This window comes from Kitasatospora sp. NPDC054768 (genome assembly GCF_053612025.1).
Genome location: NZ_JBSHBN010000030.1, coordinates 1 through 14,270 on the forward strand (window position 1 = coordinate 1; position 14,270 = coordinate 14,270).

Sequence of the window (14,270 nt, forward strand, 5' to 3'; positions counted from 1 at the left end):
GTAGCTCAGCTGGCTGCGCAGGTTGTCCAGGTCGTGCGCGGTGTAGATGTTGTTGAAGCTCGCGATCGCGTTGTCGTACGAGCTGCGCAGACGGATACCGAAGGACTCGTCGCTGGGGCTGAGGTCGGGGGTCTTCGGGTTGGCGAGCGCGGCGCTGATCAGGGCCCGCTGCTGCGAGGTCGCATTCTTCGCCAGCGAGAACTGCTGGAGCGCGCGGGTGGAGACGACCAGGTCCTTGTTGTTCGACGCGAGCGCGATGTCCTGGGTGATGGACAGCAGGTCGCGGATGATCACGTCGTAGGCGGTGATCGTCGACTGGATGTTCTGGTTGTTCTGGTACGGCAGGCTGCGGGTGTCCGCGATCGAGTTCAGGTCCTTGCGGATCTGGAGCAACAGCGCCTTTCCGCCGGACAGTTCGAGGTTCTCGAACTTGTCGGAGGAGGCGGTGAAGGTGCGGCTCAGGTCGTCGGTGGACTTGCGGGCCGCGACGATGTCGTCGTCCAGCGGCGCGGCCGGGTCGTGGGTGATCGGGCCGGCGCTGATGTCGCGCTCGGTCTGGAGCGCGTCCGCGAGGTTGGTCGCCTTCTTGGCCAGGTCGGAGAGGTTGGCCATCTGGGCGAGTTGCTGCGAGTTCTCCATCGAGCTCTGGATGCGCAGGCCACCGAGGACCAGCGAGACCAGCACGGGGAGGGCGAGCAGCGCGATCAGACGGGTGCGGATGCGCCAGTTGCGCATCGCGAGCCGGTTCAGACCGGTGGCGCGGCGCCGGGTCAGGGAGGTGCGGAGTTTGTCCCGGGCGGACTTCCGCTCCTGGCCCTCCTCCTCCGGGTGGCCGACGGCCTCGGGTGTCACCGGCTCGGCCGGGCCGCTGGGGGCCGCCGCCTGTTGAGGGGCTGCCACAGGCTCACGCGACTCCGGGTTACCCGCGGCGCCGCTACCCCTTTTGAAACGTCCCTGCACTGGCGTCGCAACCTCTGGACCGGGCGTCCCGCCGCGTCGCCACGGCCTGGACGGTGTCGAGTTTCCATCCGCACCCCGGCCGGTCCGGGAGAGCGGGCACCGGGGTGGACCACTCCCTACCCACGGTCCGTCGCATTCCAGCACAGCCGGGGAATCCCAACAAGGGCCGCACGAACCGGGCGCCCGGCGCTACCGACCGCTTGCGTCTTCTCACGGACTGTGCGGTAACAGGACCGGAATACCGCCTTTTTCGGACACTCGCCGGATACATGCCAAGCGGACCCGGGGTCGGGAAGAGTCATAGACCTTCCGGAATGCCCCTTATCGGCGAAATGCCGGAAAATCCCGGTGCGGCGATATGTCGGATATCTGCACTTTGCTCGGCATTTTGTGAGCAAAATCACAGTCTAATGTGTAGCTTTGGTCACGGCCTCTGTGGAATGAGATCTCGTAACCTGGCTGTCTCCGGAGCACGGCCCCGATCAGCCTGCCCAGAACCCCTCCGAATCAATCGGAATCCATCAGGCCGGTGCCGATCGCCGCGATCGACCCGGCCATGACCACGAGGTGCTCTCGATGTCCCAGGCGAAGAACGCCACCAAGTCCACGCTGTCCTGCCGCCCCACGGCGAACCCCCGCCGGACGACGCTGGCCTCGGTCGAGGACTTCAGCAAGATCCCGGGTGCCCGCAAGCCCGAGGACGTCGTGACCTACGGCACCGAGCTGCCGGCCGCCACCGCCAACCCGCGCCGCACCCGGCTGATGGTCGCCCCGGTCGTCGTCCTGCAGGACTGACCGCCGCAGCGCCGCGACGAGGGCGCCGTCGTCACCCCGGTGGCGGCGGCGCCCTCGCCGTTGTGCGGCGCCCCCGCGGCCCGCGGCGGCGACCCGCCCGCGCGCCTCGCGGGGCATTCGGCCCCGACCCTCCTGAACAGGGGCAAAGCGGTCGGCCGGGCCCCCACGCGATAGCCTGGAGCCCGATTGACGGGGCCGCGCCCACTGCGGGCGGGGCGCCCACCAGCGCCCGGGCGCGCCCCGGGCGGCCGACGAAGCGAGGGGTGTCCCAGCCGTGCGCATTGCCAGGTTTTCCGTCCGGGAAGGGAGCCCTGCCGCCGGCAGCGTCTCCTTCGGCGTGGTGGAGGGCGACCCTTCCCGGCCCGACTCGCTGGTCGTCCACGCGCTGGCCGGCCACCCGTTCGGCCAGCCCCAGCCCACCGGTGAGAGCTACCGCTTCCAGGACGTCCGGCTGCTCAGCCCGATGCTCCCGAACAAGATCGTGGCGGTCGGCCGCAACTACGCGGCGCACGCGGCGGAGCTGGGCAACGAGGTCCCGGACGCCCCGCTCACCTTCTTCAAGCCGTCCACCTCGGTGATCGGTCCGACCGAGAGCATCGCGTACCCGCCGTTCTCCTCGGACGTCCACCACGAGGCCGAACTGGCCGTGGTGATCGGCCGGATGTGCCGCGAGGTCCCGTTGGACCGGGTGCCCGAGGTGATCCTCGGCTACACCTGCGCCAACGACGTCACCGCCCGGGACGTCCAGCAGCGCGAGGGCCAGTGGGCCCGGGCCAAGGGCTTCGACACGGCCTGCCCGCTGGGCCCGTGGATCGAGACCGACCTCGACCCGAGCGACCTCGCGATCACCTGCACGGTCAACGGCGAGCTCCGCCAGACCGGCCGCACCTCCCTGATGGTCCGCTCGGTCGCCGAGCTGATCGTCCACATCTCCGAGGCCATGACGCTGCTGCCCGGCGACGTCATCCTCACCGGCACGCCCGCAGGGGTGGGCCCGCTCAACGTCGGCGACGAGGTCGCCGTCTCCATCGAAGGCATCGGCACTCTCACCAACAAGGTGATCAAGCGTGGCTAACACTGACCCGGCCGTCCGGGTTCGCTTCTGTCCCTCCCCGACCGGCAACCCCCACGTGGGGATGGTCCGCACGGCCCTCTTCAACTGGGCCTACGCCCGCCACAACGGCGGCACGCTGGTCTTCCGGATCGAGGACACCGACTCCGCCCGCGACTCCGAGGAGTCGTACAACCAGCTGCTCGACGCCATGCGCTGGCTCGGCCTCGACTGGGACGAGGGCCCGGAGGTCGGCGGCCCGGACGCGCCGTACCGCCAGTCGCAGCGGATGGACATCTACGCCGATGTCGCCCGCCGCCTGTACGAGGCCGGCCACGCCTACTACTGCTACTGCTCCACCGAGGAGCTGGACGCCCGCCGCGAGGCCGCCCGCGCGGCCGGCAAGCCCTCCGGCTACGACGGGCACTGCCGCGACCTGACGGACGAGCAGGTGGCGGTCTACAAGCTGGAGAAGCGCGAGCCGATCCTGCGCTTCCGGATGCCGGACAAGACCCTCAGCTTCGACGACCTGGTCCGCGGCACGCTCACCTTCGAGCCGGAGAACGTGCCGGACTACGGCATCGTCCGGGCCAACGGCGCCCCGCTGTACACCCTGGTCAACCCGGTGGACGACGCCCTGATGGGCATCACCCACGTGCTGCGCGGCGAGGACCTGCTCTCCTCCACCCCGCGGCAGATCGCGCTGTACGCCGCGCTCGCCGAGATCGGCGTCGGCAACGGCACCACCCCGCGCTTCGGCCACCTGCCGTACGTGATGGGCGAGGGCAACAAGAAGCTCTCCAAGCGCGACCCGCAGTCCTCGCTCAACATGTACCGCGAGCGCGGCTTCATCCGCGAGGGCCTGCTCAACTACCTGTCCCTGCTGGGCTGGTCGCTGGCCGAGGACCGCGACCTGTTCGACATGGACGAGATGGTCGCCGCCTTCGACGTCACCAAGGTGAACGCCAACCCGGCCCGCTTCGACCTGAAGAAGTGCGAGGCGATCAACGCCGAGCACGTCCGCCGGCTGGCCCCGGAGGACTTCGTCCGCCGCCTGGTGCCCTTCCTCCAGGGCGCCGAGCTGCTGCCGGCCGAGCCCACCGCCCAGCAGCTGGACCTGCTCGCCAAGGTGGCGCCGCTCACCCAGGAGCGGATGGTCGTGCTGAGCGAGATCGTGAACATGGCCGGCTTCCTGTTCGTGGCGCCGGAGAAGTTCGCCCTCGACCCGGACGACGCCGCCAAGGTGCTCACCGCGGACGCCCGCCCGGTGCTGGAGGCCAGCATCAAGGCGCTGGAGGAGCTCGCGGACTTCACCCCGGAGCCGATCCAGGCCGCGCTGCGCGAGGCGCTGGTGGAGGGGCTGGGCATCAAGCCCAAGTTCGCCTTCACGCCGCTGCGGGTGGCCGTCACCGGCCGCCGGGTCTCCCCGCCGCTGTTCGAGTCCATGGAGCTGCTGGGACGCCCGGAGACGCTGCGGCGGCTGCGGGCCGCCCTGGACGCCCTGCCGGCCGCCTGAGCGGGGCGCCGAGCAGGCCGCGGGCCCGGCTTCGTGCCGGGCCCGCGGCGTACCCGGAGGCCGTCCGCAGGCCTCCCGGCCGCTGCCTGGGGTTATCGATTTTGGACCCGGGGCCGACGTCGGGTAATGTTCTTTCTGCGCCGCCCGGGAGGGAACGGACGAGGGAACGAAAGCCCCTCGGAAGGGACCGACCGAGAGGCGCAACGCCTGAGAAGGGCCCGCGAGGGTTCAACTCTGGTGGGGTATGGTGTAATTGGCAGCACGAGTGATTCTGGTTCATTTAGTCTAGGTTCGAGTCCTGGTACCCCAGCGCAGTACATGAGTACAGCACCACAAAAGAAGATCAAGCCCCCGTTGTGTAGCGGCCTAGCACGCTGCCCTCTCACGGCAGTAGCGCCGGTTCGAATCCGGTCGGGGGTACTTCAGAGCAGGAAGCCGGTGGCTGTGTTCTTTCGAGGAACATGCCCATCGGCCCTTGCTTTGTGTTGGGGTATGGTGTAATTGGCAGCACGAGTGATTCTGGTTCATTTAGTCTAGGTTCGAGTCCTGGTACCCCAGCCAGAAATTGGAAAGACCCCGGTCCCCGGGGTCTTTTTGCTTTCCCCGGAAATGCCCCGAAGGGCCCCGCTCCGTTCCGAGCGGGGCCCTTCCGGCTTTCCACGGGGCCCTTCCGGCTTTCCGCGGGCCCTGCCGCCCGGCGGCGGAGGGGGACGGAGCGCTGTCCATGCGCTAAGACTGCGGTCTCACTCCGCGAGACACAAGTTCAATCTCCGGCGAAAAGCGCCACTCTGGACGGGAGCGGCCCGGGAGTCTCAGGGCGGCGCACACGCTTTGACCTCGACGACACGAGAAGGCCGGCAACGCGGCCGGCTGGAGGGAATCCGATGGGACGGACACTCGCAGAGAAGGTCTGGGACGACCACGTCGTGCGGCGCGCGGAGGGCGAACCCGACCTCCTCTTCATCGACCTGCACCTGCTCCACGAGGTCACCAGCCCGCAGGCCTTCGACGGGCTGCGGCTGGCCGGCCGCACGGTCCGCCGCACCGATCTGACGATCGCCACCGAGGACCACAACACCCCCACCCTGGACATCGACAAGCCGATCGCCGACCCGGTCTCCAGGGTGCAGCTGGAGACCCTGCGCAGGAACGCCGCCGAGTTCGGCGTCCGGATCCACTCGCTCGGCGACGTCGAGCAGGGCGTCGTGCACGTCGTCGGCCCGCAGCTCGGCCTGACCCAGCCCGGCATGACCGTGGTCTGCGGTGACTCCCACACCTCGACCCACGGCGCTTTCGGCGCACTGGCGTTCGGCATCGGCACCAGCCAGGTCGAGCACGTGCTGGCCACCCAGACCCTGCCGCTGGCGCCGTTCCGGACGATGGCGGTCACCGTCGAGGGCGAGCTGCCCGAGGGCGTCACCGCCAAGGACCTGATCCTGGCCGTCATCACGAAGATCGGCACCGGCGGCGGCCAGGGCTACGTCCTGGAGTACCGCGGTTCGGCGATCCGGAGCCTGTCCATGGAGGCCCGGATGACCGTCTGCAACATGTCGATCGAGGCCGGCGCCCGGGCGGGCATGATCGCCCCGGACGAGACCACCTTCGCGTACCTCCAGGGCCGCCCGCACGCCCCGCAGGGCGAGGACTGGGACGCCGCCGTCGCGTACTGGAGGACCCTGGGCACCGACGAGGACGCGGTCTTCGACCACGAGATCTTCATCGACGCGAGCGAGCTGACCCCGTTCGTCACCTGGGGCACCAACCCGGGCCAGGGCGCCCCGCTGGGCGCCGAGGTGCCGGACCCGGCGTCCTTCGCCGACCCGCAGGAGCGCCTGGCCGCCGAGAACGCCCTGGCGTACATGGGTCTGGAGGCCGGAACCCCGCTGCGCGAGGTGAAGGTCGACGCCGTCTTCGTCGGCTCCTGCACCAACGGCCGGATCGAGGACCTGCGGGCCGCCGCGGCCGTCGTGGAGGGCCGCCGGGTCGCCGACGGCGTCCGGATGCTGGTGGTCCCCGGCTCCGTCCGGGTCGCCCTCCAGGCCGTCGAGGAGGGCCTGGACAAGGTGTTCACCGCGGCCGGTGCCGAGTGGCGCCACGCGGGCTGCTCGATGTGCCTGGGCATGAACCCCGACCAGCTGGCCCCGGGGGAGCGCTGCGCCTCCACCTCGAACCGCAACTTCGAGGGCCGGCAGGGCAAGGGCGGCCGCACCCACCTGGTCTCCCCGCAGGTCGCCGCCGCGACCGCCGTCCTGGGCCGTCTCGCCGCCCCCTCCGACCTGTCCGCCGACGTCGCTGCCGTGGAGGCCTGAGCCATGGAGAAGTTCACCACCCACACCGGCCGGGCCGTGCCGCTGCGCCGCAGCAACGTGGACACCGACCAGATCATCCCGGCCCACTGGCTCAAGAAGGTCACCCGATCCGGTTTCGAGGGCGGCCTGTTCGAGGCCTGGCGCAAGGACGAGTCGTTCATCCTCAACCGGCCCGAGCGGCAGGGCGCCACGGTCCTGGTGGCCGGCCCCGAGTTCGGCACCGGCTCCTCCCGGGAGCACGCCGTCTGGGCGCTCCAGAACTACGGCTTCCACGCGGTCATCTCGTCGCGCTTCGCCGACATCTTCCGGGGCAACTCCCTGAAGAACGGCCTGCTGACGGTCGTCCTGCCGCAGGAGACCGTGGAACGGCTCTGGGCGCTCACGGAGAGTGACCCTTCGGCCGAGATCACCGTCGACCTGGAGGCGCGCGAAGTGCGTGCCGAGGGCGTCGTCGCGGCCTTCGAACTGGACGACAACGTCCGGTGGCGGCTGCTCAACGGCCTGGACGACATCAGCATCACCCTGCGGAACGAGGCCGACATCGCGGCCTTCGAGGAGACCCGTCCGGCCTTCAAGCCCCGTACTCTGCCGGTCGCCTGAGTTCCCCTCAGAACAAGCATTCTGACGATCCACCGGATGGCCCGTGCCCCCCTCGGGGGGGCCGGGCCATCCGTCGTTCCGGAGCACGAGTTAGCGCCGCGGCCCGCCCCGGATTGCCCATTTGGCTTTGCGGAAGAGGGGCCCGCGCAAGTACAACTGCGGGTAGATGGCACAATCAGTACATGCACCGGCACCATGAACCTCCGTACGCGGGCGGCGAACCCGCGGCTGAGGACTCCATGGGCCGGCCATCCGAACGCCGAATTGACGATCGGCCGGACGTCACCTCCGCACCAGCTGAGGGGCCGGACGACCAGGAAGTCGCAGCGCTCTACGCGCTTGTGGCCGAGCGGTTGAAGCAAGCTCACGCCCGCGTGCATGCGCTGAACGTGTCTGCCGATGCAAAGACCGCTCTCACCCGTCAACTCCTCATCGTCACCGAGGCCGCCAAGCGCGATCTTCCGGAGGCGGCAAGGCGGTTGAGTCGCTTTGTACATGACCTCGACGAGCGGCCCCCGCCGCTCGACTGAGGTCGCCGACGCGCAAATCCATTGCGACACTAGGGTGATTCGCGCGTTTGGTAATTGAAAGTCCGCAGATACATACCTAACGTGCGAAAAGAACGGATGGAATCATCCGGCGCCCGTTTCCGAAGGGGAAGACGTGAACAAGGCTCAGCTTGTCGAAGCGGTGGCCGAGCAGCTGGGCGGTCGCAAGGCTGCCGCAGAGGCCGTCGACGCAGTGCTCGACACCATGGTCCGTGCCGTTGTGGCCGGTGACCGGGTCTCGGTCACCGGGTTCGGCACCTTCGAGAAGGTGGAGCGCTCCGCGCGCTTCGCCCGCAACCCGCAGACCGGCGAGCGGGTCAAGGTCAAGAAGACCTCGGTCCCGCGCTTCCGTCCGGGTCAGGGCTTCAAGGACCTGGTCAGCGGCAGCAAGAAGCTGCCGAAGGAAGGCCCCTCGGTGAAGAAGGCCCCCAAGGGCTCCCTCACCCCGGGCAAGAGCGGCGTGGCCGCCACCCCGGCCGCCAAGCGTGCCGCCACCAAGCGTGCCGCCGCTGCTGCCGCCGCCGCCCCGGCCGCCAAGAAGGCCGCCGCCAAGAAGACGGCCACCACGGCCGCCGTCAAGAAGGCGACCACCACGGCCGCCGCCAAGAAGACCACGGCGACCGCCAAGAAGACCGCCGCGAAGACCACGGCCGTCAAGGCCACCGCCGCCAAGACCACGGCCGCGAAGACCACCGCCGCGAAGAAGACCACGGCGACCGCGACCAAGGCCGCCGCGACCAAGAAGACGGCCGCGGCGAAGAAGGCGACCACCACGGCGGCCGCCAAGAAGACCACGGCCACCGCCAAGAAGGCGACCGCCACGGCCAAGAAGACGGCGCCGGCGAAGAAGACCGCCACCCGCAAGACCACCGCGCGCAAGACCTCTGCCAAGTAAGTCCCGCGCGACCGTCCCAGGACGGCCTTCGGCTCAGAGCCGCGGCACCCCCCTTCCGTGAATTCACGGAGACGGGTCGCCGCGGCTCTTTCGATTTCCGGGCGCTTAGTCAGGAATCGACGGCGTGCGGTGGCACGGGGGAGTTCCGGGCGGTACGGCGGGATGGTCCGCGGGCCGGTCCGGCCGGGCCCGACGGCCCCGGACGGGGCCGTCAGCCCTCGGCGGGGTCCGGGAAGGTCTGGAGCGTCACGAAGACCACCCGGCGGGCCTCGCCGGTGCCCTCGGTGCGGATCCGCACCCGCTGGCCGGGGCGCAGCAGCCGCAGGCCGCCGGCGTCGAAGGCGGCCGCGTCGAACGGCACCGGGGTCCCGTCGTCGAGCAGCACGGAGCCGGCCCGGGTGGCGGGGTCGAAGGTGAACGAGGTGGCCTGCATGCGAGCAGCATAGCGAGCGGGCCGGCCCCGGCCCGGGAGCAGGTCGACGCCCGGGCCGGGACGCGCCGGGGCGGCTCCGGGCGGTGCCCGGGCGGCGACCGGGAGGGCTCAGGAAAGGCTCAGCCGGGCGAACAGCGCGCTGGTGTGCGGGCCGAGGCCGAGCGCCGCGGCCTCGCCGAGGTCCGTCCCGGTGTCCACGTCCCGGCGCACCGACTCCACGTCCGCGAGGCGCAGTTCGAGTGCCCCGCCGGCCGCGTGCCGGGCCCGTGAGCCGTCCCCGAAGGCGGGGGAGAGCGGACGGCCGGGGGTGCAGGCGAGCAGCGTGGTGCCGAGGCCGGGGGTGTCCGGCAGGAAGGCCCGGCCGTCCGCCGGCACCGCGCCCAGCACCCGGGCCAGTTCGGCCGGACGCAGCGCCGGGAGGTCCGCCGAGAGCACCGCCAGCGGGGCCCGCGGGGCCAGGGCCAGGGCGCTCTCGGCGCCGTGCGCCAGCGCCCGGTTGAGGCCTCCGTCGGGCTCGTCGGCGACCACCAGGGCGCCGAGCGCGGTCAGTCGGGCGCCGGCCGCGGCGTCGCGGGTGACCACCAGGACCCGGCCGACCCCGGGGGTGGCCAGGGCGGCGGTGACGGTGTCCAGGGCGAAGGACAGGGCCAGGTCGGCCCGGTGCGGTCCGGCGTACGGGGCCAGTCTGCTCTTCGCCATGGTGAGCGGCTTGAGCGGAAGCACCAGCGACCAGCCGGCGGTGGGTGCGGGGGGCGCGACGGCCCCGCTGGGGCGTACGGTGTCCTGGGTCATCGGCGTCATTCTGACGCCGGTCCCGGAGCCCTCGCCAGGCCGTCCGAGCTGTGCGGACGTGCGTTTGATCACGCCCGCCGGGCGGGTTGGCGCGGTTGCTCGACAGCCGGTGATCGGGCGGGCGACACTGTTCCGCGCCCGCGGCCCGGGCACCGGTGGAATCGGTGCGCGGCACCGGGACGCCATGACCGCGGTAATCCGTGCCGCATCGGATGAGAAGGAGCTGGGGTGGCCCGCCGCTCGTACGCCAAGTTCGGCAACGCCGACTACGGCATCTGGTACCGCTTCGCGGCCGTGCTGGTGAAGCCGGTGACGACCGCCCTGGTGAAGCCCGACTGGCGGGGCTGGGAGCACATTCCGAAGAACGGCGGCTTCATCGCCGCGGTGAACCACAATTCGATCATCGATCCGGTGATCTACGCGCACTGGCAGTACAACAGCGGACGTCCGCCGCGCATTCTCGGCAAGTCCTCGCTGTTCTCGATCCCCTTCATCGGATTCATGCTGCGCAAGACCGGTCAGATTCCGGTGTTCCGCGAGTCCACCGACGCCGCGCAGGCGTTCCGGGCCGCGATCGACGCGGTCAACAGCGGCCAGTGCGTGCAGTTCTACCCGGAGGGCACGCTCACCCGGGACCCGGACCTGTGGCCGATGACCGGCAAGAGCGGTGTCGCCCGGGTCGCGCTGATGACCGGTGCGCCGGTCATCCCGGTCGCGCACTGGGGCGCCCACGAGATCATTCCGCCGTACGGCCGGCCCGGTCTCGGGAAGGGCAGGTTCAACCTGTTCCCGCGGCACAGGGTCACCGTCGCGGCCGGGCCCGCGGTGGACCTGAGCAAGTACCGGGGGCAGGAGCTCACCGCCCAGGTGCTCGCCGACGCGACCGAGGACATCATGACGGCGATCACCGCCGTGCTGGCGGAGGTCCGCGGCGAGGAGCCGCCGGCCGAGCGCTACGACATGCGCAGGGCCGCCCGGGAGCGTGCCGCGGCGGCGCTGGCCGAGCGCCGGCGCGCCAAGGGCGAGCGGGGCAAGGGCACCGAGGAGGCCGGCAAGTGATCCGTTGCGCCGTGATGGGGACCGGCTCCTGGGGCACCGCGTTCGCGCTGGTGCTCGCCGACGCGGGCTGCGAGGTCGTGCTGTGGGCCCGCCGCCAGGAACTGGTGGACGCCGTCAACTCCACCCACGAGAACCCGGACTACCTCCCGGGCGTCCGGCTGCCCGACACCGTGCGTGCGACCACCGACGCCGCCGAGGCGCTGGCCGGCGCCGACTTCGCGGTGCTCGTGGTGCCCTCGCAGACGCTGCGCGACAACCTGGCCGCCTGGACGCCGCTGATCGAGCCGCAGACCGTGCTGGTGAGCCTGATGAAGGGCATCGAACTCGGCACCGCCAAGCGGATGAGCGAGGTGATCGACGAGGTCACCGGGGTCGGCCCGGAGCGCGTCGCGGTGGTCAGCGGGCCCAACCTGGCCAAGGAGATCGCCAACCGGCAGCCCGCGGCCAGCGTGGTCGCCTGCTCCGACGAGGCGGTCGCCAAGCGGCTCCAGGCGGCCTGCCACACACCGTACTTCCGGCCGTACACCAACACCGACGTGGTGGGCTGCGAACTCGGCGGCGCGGTCAAGAACGTGATCGGCCTGGCGGTCGGCATGGCGGCCGGCATGGGGCTCGGGGACAACACCAAGGCGACCCTGATCACCCGCGGGCTGGCCGAGACCACCCGGCTCGGCGAGGTGCTGGGCGCGGACCCGCACACCTTCGCCGGACTCGCCGGGATGGGCGACCTGGTGGCCACCTGCTCCTCGCCGCTGTCGCGCAACAACACCTTCGGCATGAACCTGGGCCGGGGCATGTCGCTCGCGGAGACCATCGCGGCCACCCGGCAGACCGCCGAGGGCGTCAAGTCCTGCGAGTCGGTCCTGGACCTGGCCCGGCGCAACGGGGTCGACATGCCGATCGTCGAGGCCGTGGTGGACGTGGTGCACAACGGGCGGCCGACCCAGGAGGCGCTGCAGACCCTGATGTCGCGTTCGGCGAAGGCCGAGCGGCGCTGAGTCCCCGGTGGCGCCTGCCTTCCGGCAGGGTCTCGCACGGTAGTCTCAAAACCGATATGAGCATCGAACAGTCCTCCCCGAACCGGCCCGACCGGAAGCCGCGCGTCGCGCTGGTCTTCGGCGGGCGCAGCTCCGAGCACGCGATCTCGGTCTCCACCGCGGGCAGTGTGCTCAGGGCGATCGACCGCGACAAGTACGACGTGCTGCCGATCGGCATCACGCATGAGGGCCGCTGGGCGCTGACCAGCGACGAGCCGGCCCGGATGGCCATCACCGACGGGCGGCTGCCGGACGTGGCGCACGTCGCCGAGGGCGTCGACGGCCAGGTCGCGCTGCCGGTCGCCCCGGGCAGCCGCGAGGTGGTCCTGACCGAGCCGGGCAGCGCCCCCAAGGCCCTCGGCGAGGTCGACGTGGTGTTCCCGCTGCTGCACGGTCCGTGGGGCGAGGACGGCACGCTCCAGGGCCTGCTGGAGCTCTCCGGCGTCCCGTACGTCGGCAACGGCGTGCTGGCGAGCGCGGCCGGCATGGACAAGGAGTTCGCCAAGCGGATCCTGGCCTCGCACGGTCTGAACGTCGGCCGCTACACCATCGTGCGGCCGCGCGACTGGGAGTCCGAGGCGGGTCGCGCGGCGGTGCGCGAGCGGGCCGCCGAGCTGGGTCTGCCGCTGTTCGTGAAGCCCTGCCGGGCCGGCTCCAGCATCGGCATCACCAAGGTGAAGGACCTGGCCGACCTCGACGCCGCGATCGAGGAGGCCCGCCGGCACGACCCCAAGCTCATCATCGAGGCCGGCGTGACCGGCCGCGAGATCGAGTGCGGCGTGCTGGAGTTCGAGGACGGCCCGCGGGCCAGCGTGGCCGGCGAGATCCTGGTCGGCGAGGGCTTCGACTTCTACGACTTCGAGGCCAAGTACATCGACTCCTCGGACGTGAAGATCCCGGCGGACCTGACCGCCGAGGAGCTCGCCGAGATCCAGCGCCAGGCGGTCGAGGCCTTCGAGGCGCTCGGCTGCGAGGGCCTGGCCCGGGTGGACTTCTTCCTGCTGGAGGACGGCACCTGGATGATCAACGAGATCAACACCATGCCCGGCTTCACCCCGATCTCGGCCTACCCGAAGATGTGGGAGGCCAGCGGGGTCGCGTACCCGGAGCTGATCGACCGGCTGCTCGGGACGGCGCTGCGCCGCTCGACCGGGCTGCGCTAGCGGGTCCTGCCGCGGAGGGCGGGCCGGGGAGCTCCCGGCCCGCCCTCGGTGCGTCCCCCGGGTCACGGCTCCCGCCGCCGGGCTCAGCCCGGGACGTTGGCCTTGACCGCGCCGGTCAGGGCGGCCGCCGGGTCGAAGGGGTTCTGCGCGGCCCCGGCCGGGACGGTCACCTCGACGTAGGCGGCCCGCATGGTCGTCACGAAGCGGTAGCCGCCGTCGGCGAGCTTCTGCGACCACCAGGTGACGCCGTCGACGCTCGGGGACCAGTCCGCGGCGTGGTCGCCGTCCAACTCCTCCGGCCGGTCGATGCCGCAGCGCAGCACCGTCCGGGGGGAATCGCCCCAGGCGGCCACGTACGGGGAGGCGGGCGACGGGTCGTTGCGGGCGTGCCCGAGCAGGTCGGCTGGCAGCGCGGCGGCCAGCGACCGGCAGTACCCGGCCGCCCGGCCGCCCGGCTGCGGGACCTCGACCTTCGGGTCGGCCGGCCCCCAGCTGCCGACCAGCGCCACGACGGTGCAGGTCAGGGCGACGGGCAGGGCCAGCCAGCGGACCGGGGCCGGCAGGGCGGTCAGCGCCTCGGGGACGCGGAGTTCTCTGGCCACCCGCCGATGGTAACCGGGGCCCGGGTGGCCGGACGCGCCGGTGCGCCGGGCCACCGGGGCCCGGGCGCACCGATGCACCGGCCTACAGGTGCACCACCGGGCAGGTGAGGGTGCGGGTGATGCCCTCGACCTTCTGGACCCGGGCCACCACCAGCCGGCCCAGTTCGTCCACCGTCTCGGCCTCGGCCTTGACGATCACGTCGTAGGGGCCGGTGACGTCCTCGGCGGTGAGTACGCCGGGGACCTCGGCGATGGTCCGGGCCACGGCGGTGGCCTTGCCAACCTCGGTCTGGATCAGGATGTATGCCTGTACCACGGGGACCTCCCGGCGGCCGGTTGAGGGGGGATCGCCGCCGTGATCGCCCGGTCAGGCGGATGGGTGGGTGGGCTCACCGGCAGTCTGATCACCACGCTACCTCGCAGCGGGCCGGGGAGGGGAGACCCCGAGGCCCCGGAAGGGCGTACGCTGCGCGCGGGGGAGCGCGACGGGGGCCGAAGACGGATGGAAAC

The 14,270-nt window shown here is 71.3% G+C and carries 15 protein-coding genes and 3 tRNA genes; 13 read left to right on the forward strand and 5 right to left on the reverse strand.

The features are described 5' to 3' along the window. Positions 1–900 (reverse strand): nitrate- and nitrite sensing domain-containing protein (locus tag ACWGKU_RS12065; protein WP_452181040.1); only part of this gene is annotated, 900 nt, incomplete at its 3' end. Between the two features lie 636 nt (positions 901–1,536). Between ACWGKU_RS12065 and ACWGKU_RS12070 the strand changes: the two genes are divergently transcribed. From ACWGKU_RS12070 to ACWGKU_RS12115, 10 genes are all read left to right on the forward strand, one after another. Beyond that, positions 1,537–1,755 (forward strand): hypothetical protein, encoded by a 219-nt coding sequence (locus tag ACWGKU_RS12070; protein ID WP_359915360.1) that lies wholly within the window; start codon positions 1,537–1,539, stop codon positions 1,753–1,755. Between the two features lie 274 nt (positions 1,756–2,029). After that, positions 2,030–2,830, forward strand: coding sequence for a fumarylacetoacetate hydrolase family protein (locus tag ACWGKU_RS12075; protein WP_359915358.1), 801 nt, complete (start codon positions 2,030–2,032; stop codon positions 2,828–2,830). Next, the gene (gltX, locus tag ACWGKU_RS12080; protein WP_401055058.1) at positions 2,823–4,322 is read left to right on the forward strand and encodes a glutamate--tRNA ligase; all 1,500 of its coding nucleotides are present in this window, start codon (positions 2,823–2,825) and stop codon (positions 4,320–4,322) included. The genes ACWGKU_RS12075 and gltX overlap by 8 nt, the downstream gene beginning before the upstream one ends. Before the next feature lie 238 nt (positions 4,323–4,560). Beyond that, positions 4,561–4,632 (forward strand) — tRNA-Gln (locus ACWGKU_RS12085). A 37-nt stretch (positions 4,633–4,669) separates the two neighbouring features. Continuing rightward, positions 4,670–4,742 (forward strand) — tRNA-Glu (locus ACWGKU_RS12090). A gap of 66 nt (positions 4,743–4,808) precedes the next feature. Then, positions 4,809–4,883: transfer RNA gene (locus ACWGKU_RS12095), tRNA-Gln, on the forward strand. A gap of 323 nt (positions 4,884–5,206) precedes the next feature. Then, complete coding sequence (gene leuC, locus ACWGKU_RS12100) at positions 5,207–6,631, forward strand: 3-isopropylmalate dehydratase large subunit (RefSeq protein ID WP_380543465.1); 1,425 nt, start codon at positions 5,207–5,209, stop codon at positions 6,629–6,631. 3 nt (positions 6,632–6,634) lie between these two features. Next, entirely contained in the window at positions 6,635–7,231 is a 597-nt protein-coding gene (gene leuD, locus ACWGKU_RS12105; RefSeq protein WP_401055301.1) for a 3-isopropylmalate dehydratase small subunit, read from the forward strand. A gap of 182 nt (positions 7,232–7,413) precedes the next feature. Continuing rightward, positions 7,414–7,761, forward strand: coding sequence for an SCO5555 family protein (locus tag ACWGKU_RS12110; protein ID WP_380354200.1), 348 nt, complete (start codon positions 7,414–7,416; stop codon positions 7,759–7,761). 133 nt (positions 7,762–7,894) lie between these two features. Beyond that, positions 7,895–8,674 (forward strand): HU family DNA-binding protein, encoded by a 780-nt coding sequence (locus ACWGKU_RS12115; protein WP_359900534.1) that lies wholly within the window; start codon positions 7,895–7,897, stop codon positions 8,672–8,674. 211 nt (positions 8,675–8,885) lie between these two features. Here ACWGKU_RS12115 and ACWGKU_RS12120 read toward each other — a convergent pair whose 3' ends face one another. Further along, entirely contained in the window at positions 8,886–9,107 is a 222-nt protein-coding gene (locus tag ACWGKU_RS12120) for a hypothetical protein (protein ID WP_359900536.1), read from the reverse strand. Positions 9,108–9,215: 108 nt separating this feature from the next. After that, positions 9,216–9,899 (reverse strand): 2-phospho-L-lactate guanylyltransferase, encoded by a 684-nt coding sequence (gene cofC, locus ACWGKU_RS12125; protein WP_401054001.1) that lies wholly within the window; start codon positions 9,897–9,899, stop codon positions 9,216–9,218. Positions 9,900–10,127: 228 nt separating this feature from the next. Between cofC and ACWGKU_RS12130 the strand changes: the two genes are divergently transcribed. From ACWGKU_RS12130 to ACWGKU_RS12140, 3 genes are read left to right on the forward strand one after another with little or no spacing between them, the layout of a single operon-like run. Beyond that, positions 10,128–10,958 (forward strand): lysophospholipid acyltransferase family protein, encoded by an 831-nt coding sequence (locus ACWGKU_RS12130; RefSeq protein WP_401054002.1) that lies wholly within the window; start codon positions 10,128–10,130, stop codon positions 10,956–10,958. 14 nt (positions 10,959–10,972) lie between these two features. Further along, positions 10,973–11,956: an NAD(P)H-dependent glycerol-3-phosphate dehydrogenase gene (locus tag ACWGKU_RS12135; RefSeq protein WP_359900678.1), complete on the forward strand. Its 984-nt coding sequence runs from the start codon at positions 10,973–10,975 to the stop codon at positions 11,954–11,956. 56 nt (positions 11,957–12,012) lie between these two features. Then, a complete protein-coding gene (locus ACWGKU_RS12140) occupies positions 12,013–13,158 on the forward strand; it encodes a D-alanine--D-alanine ligase family protein (protein ID WP_452179755.1) in 1,146 nt (381 codons plus the stop codon). Positions 13,159–13,241: 83 nt separating this feature from the next. Here the strand turns inward: ACWGKU_RS12140 and ACWGKU_RS12145 are convergent, their stop codons facing one another. After that, positions 13,242–13,760, reverse strand: coding sequence for a DUF3515 family protein (locus ACWGKU_RS12145; RefSeq protein ID WP_359900543.1), 519 nt, complete (start codon positions 13,758–13,760; stop codon positions 13,242–13,244). Between the two features lie 82 nt (positions 13,761–13,842). Then, on the reverse strand, positions 13,843–14,076 hold the full coding sequence (locus ACWGKU_RS12150; protein ID WP_359900545.1) for an Lrp/AsnC family transcriptional regulator: 234 nt from the start codon (positions 14,074–14,076) through the stop codon (positions 13,843–13,845). Between the last annotated feature and the right edge of the window lie 194 nt (positions 14,077–14,270).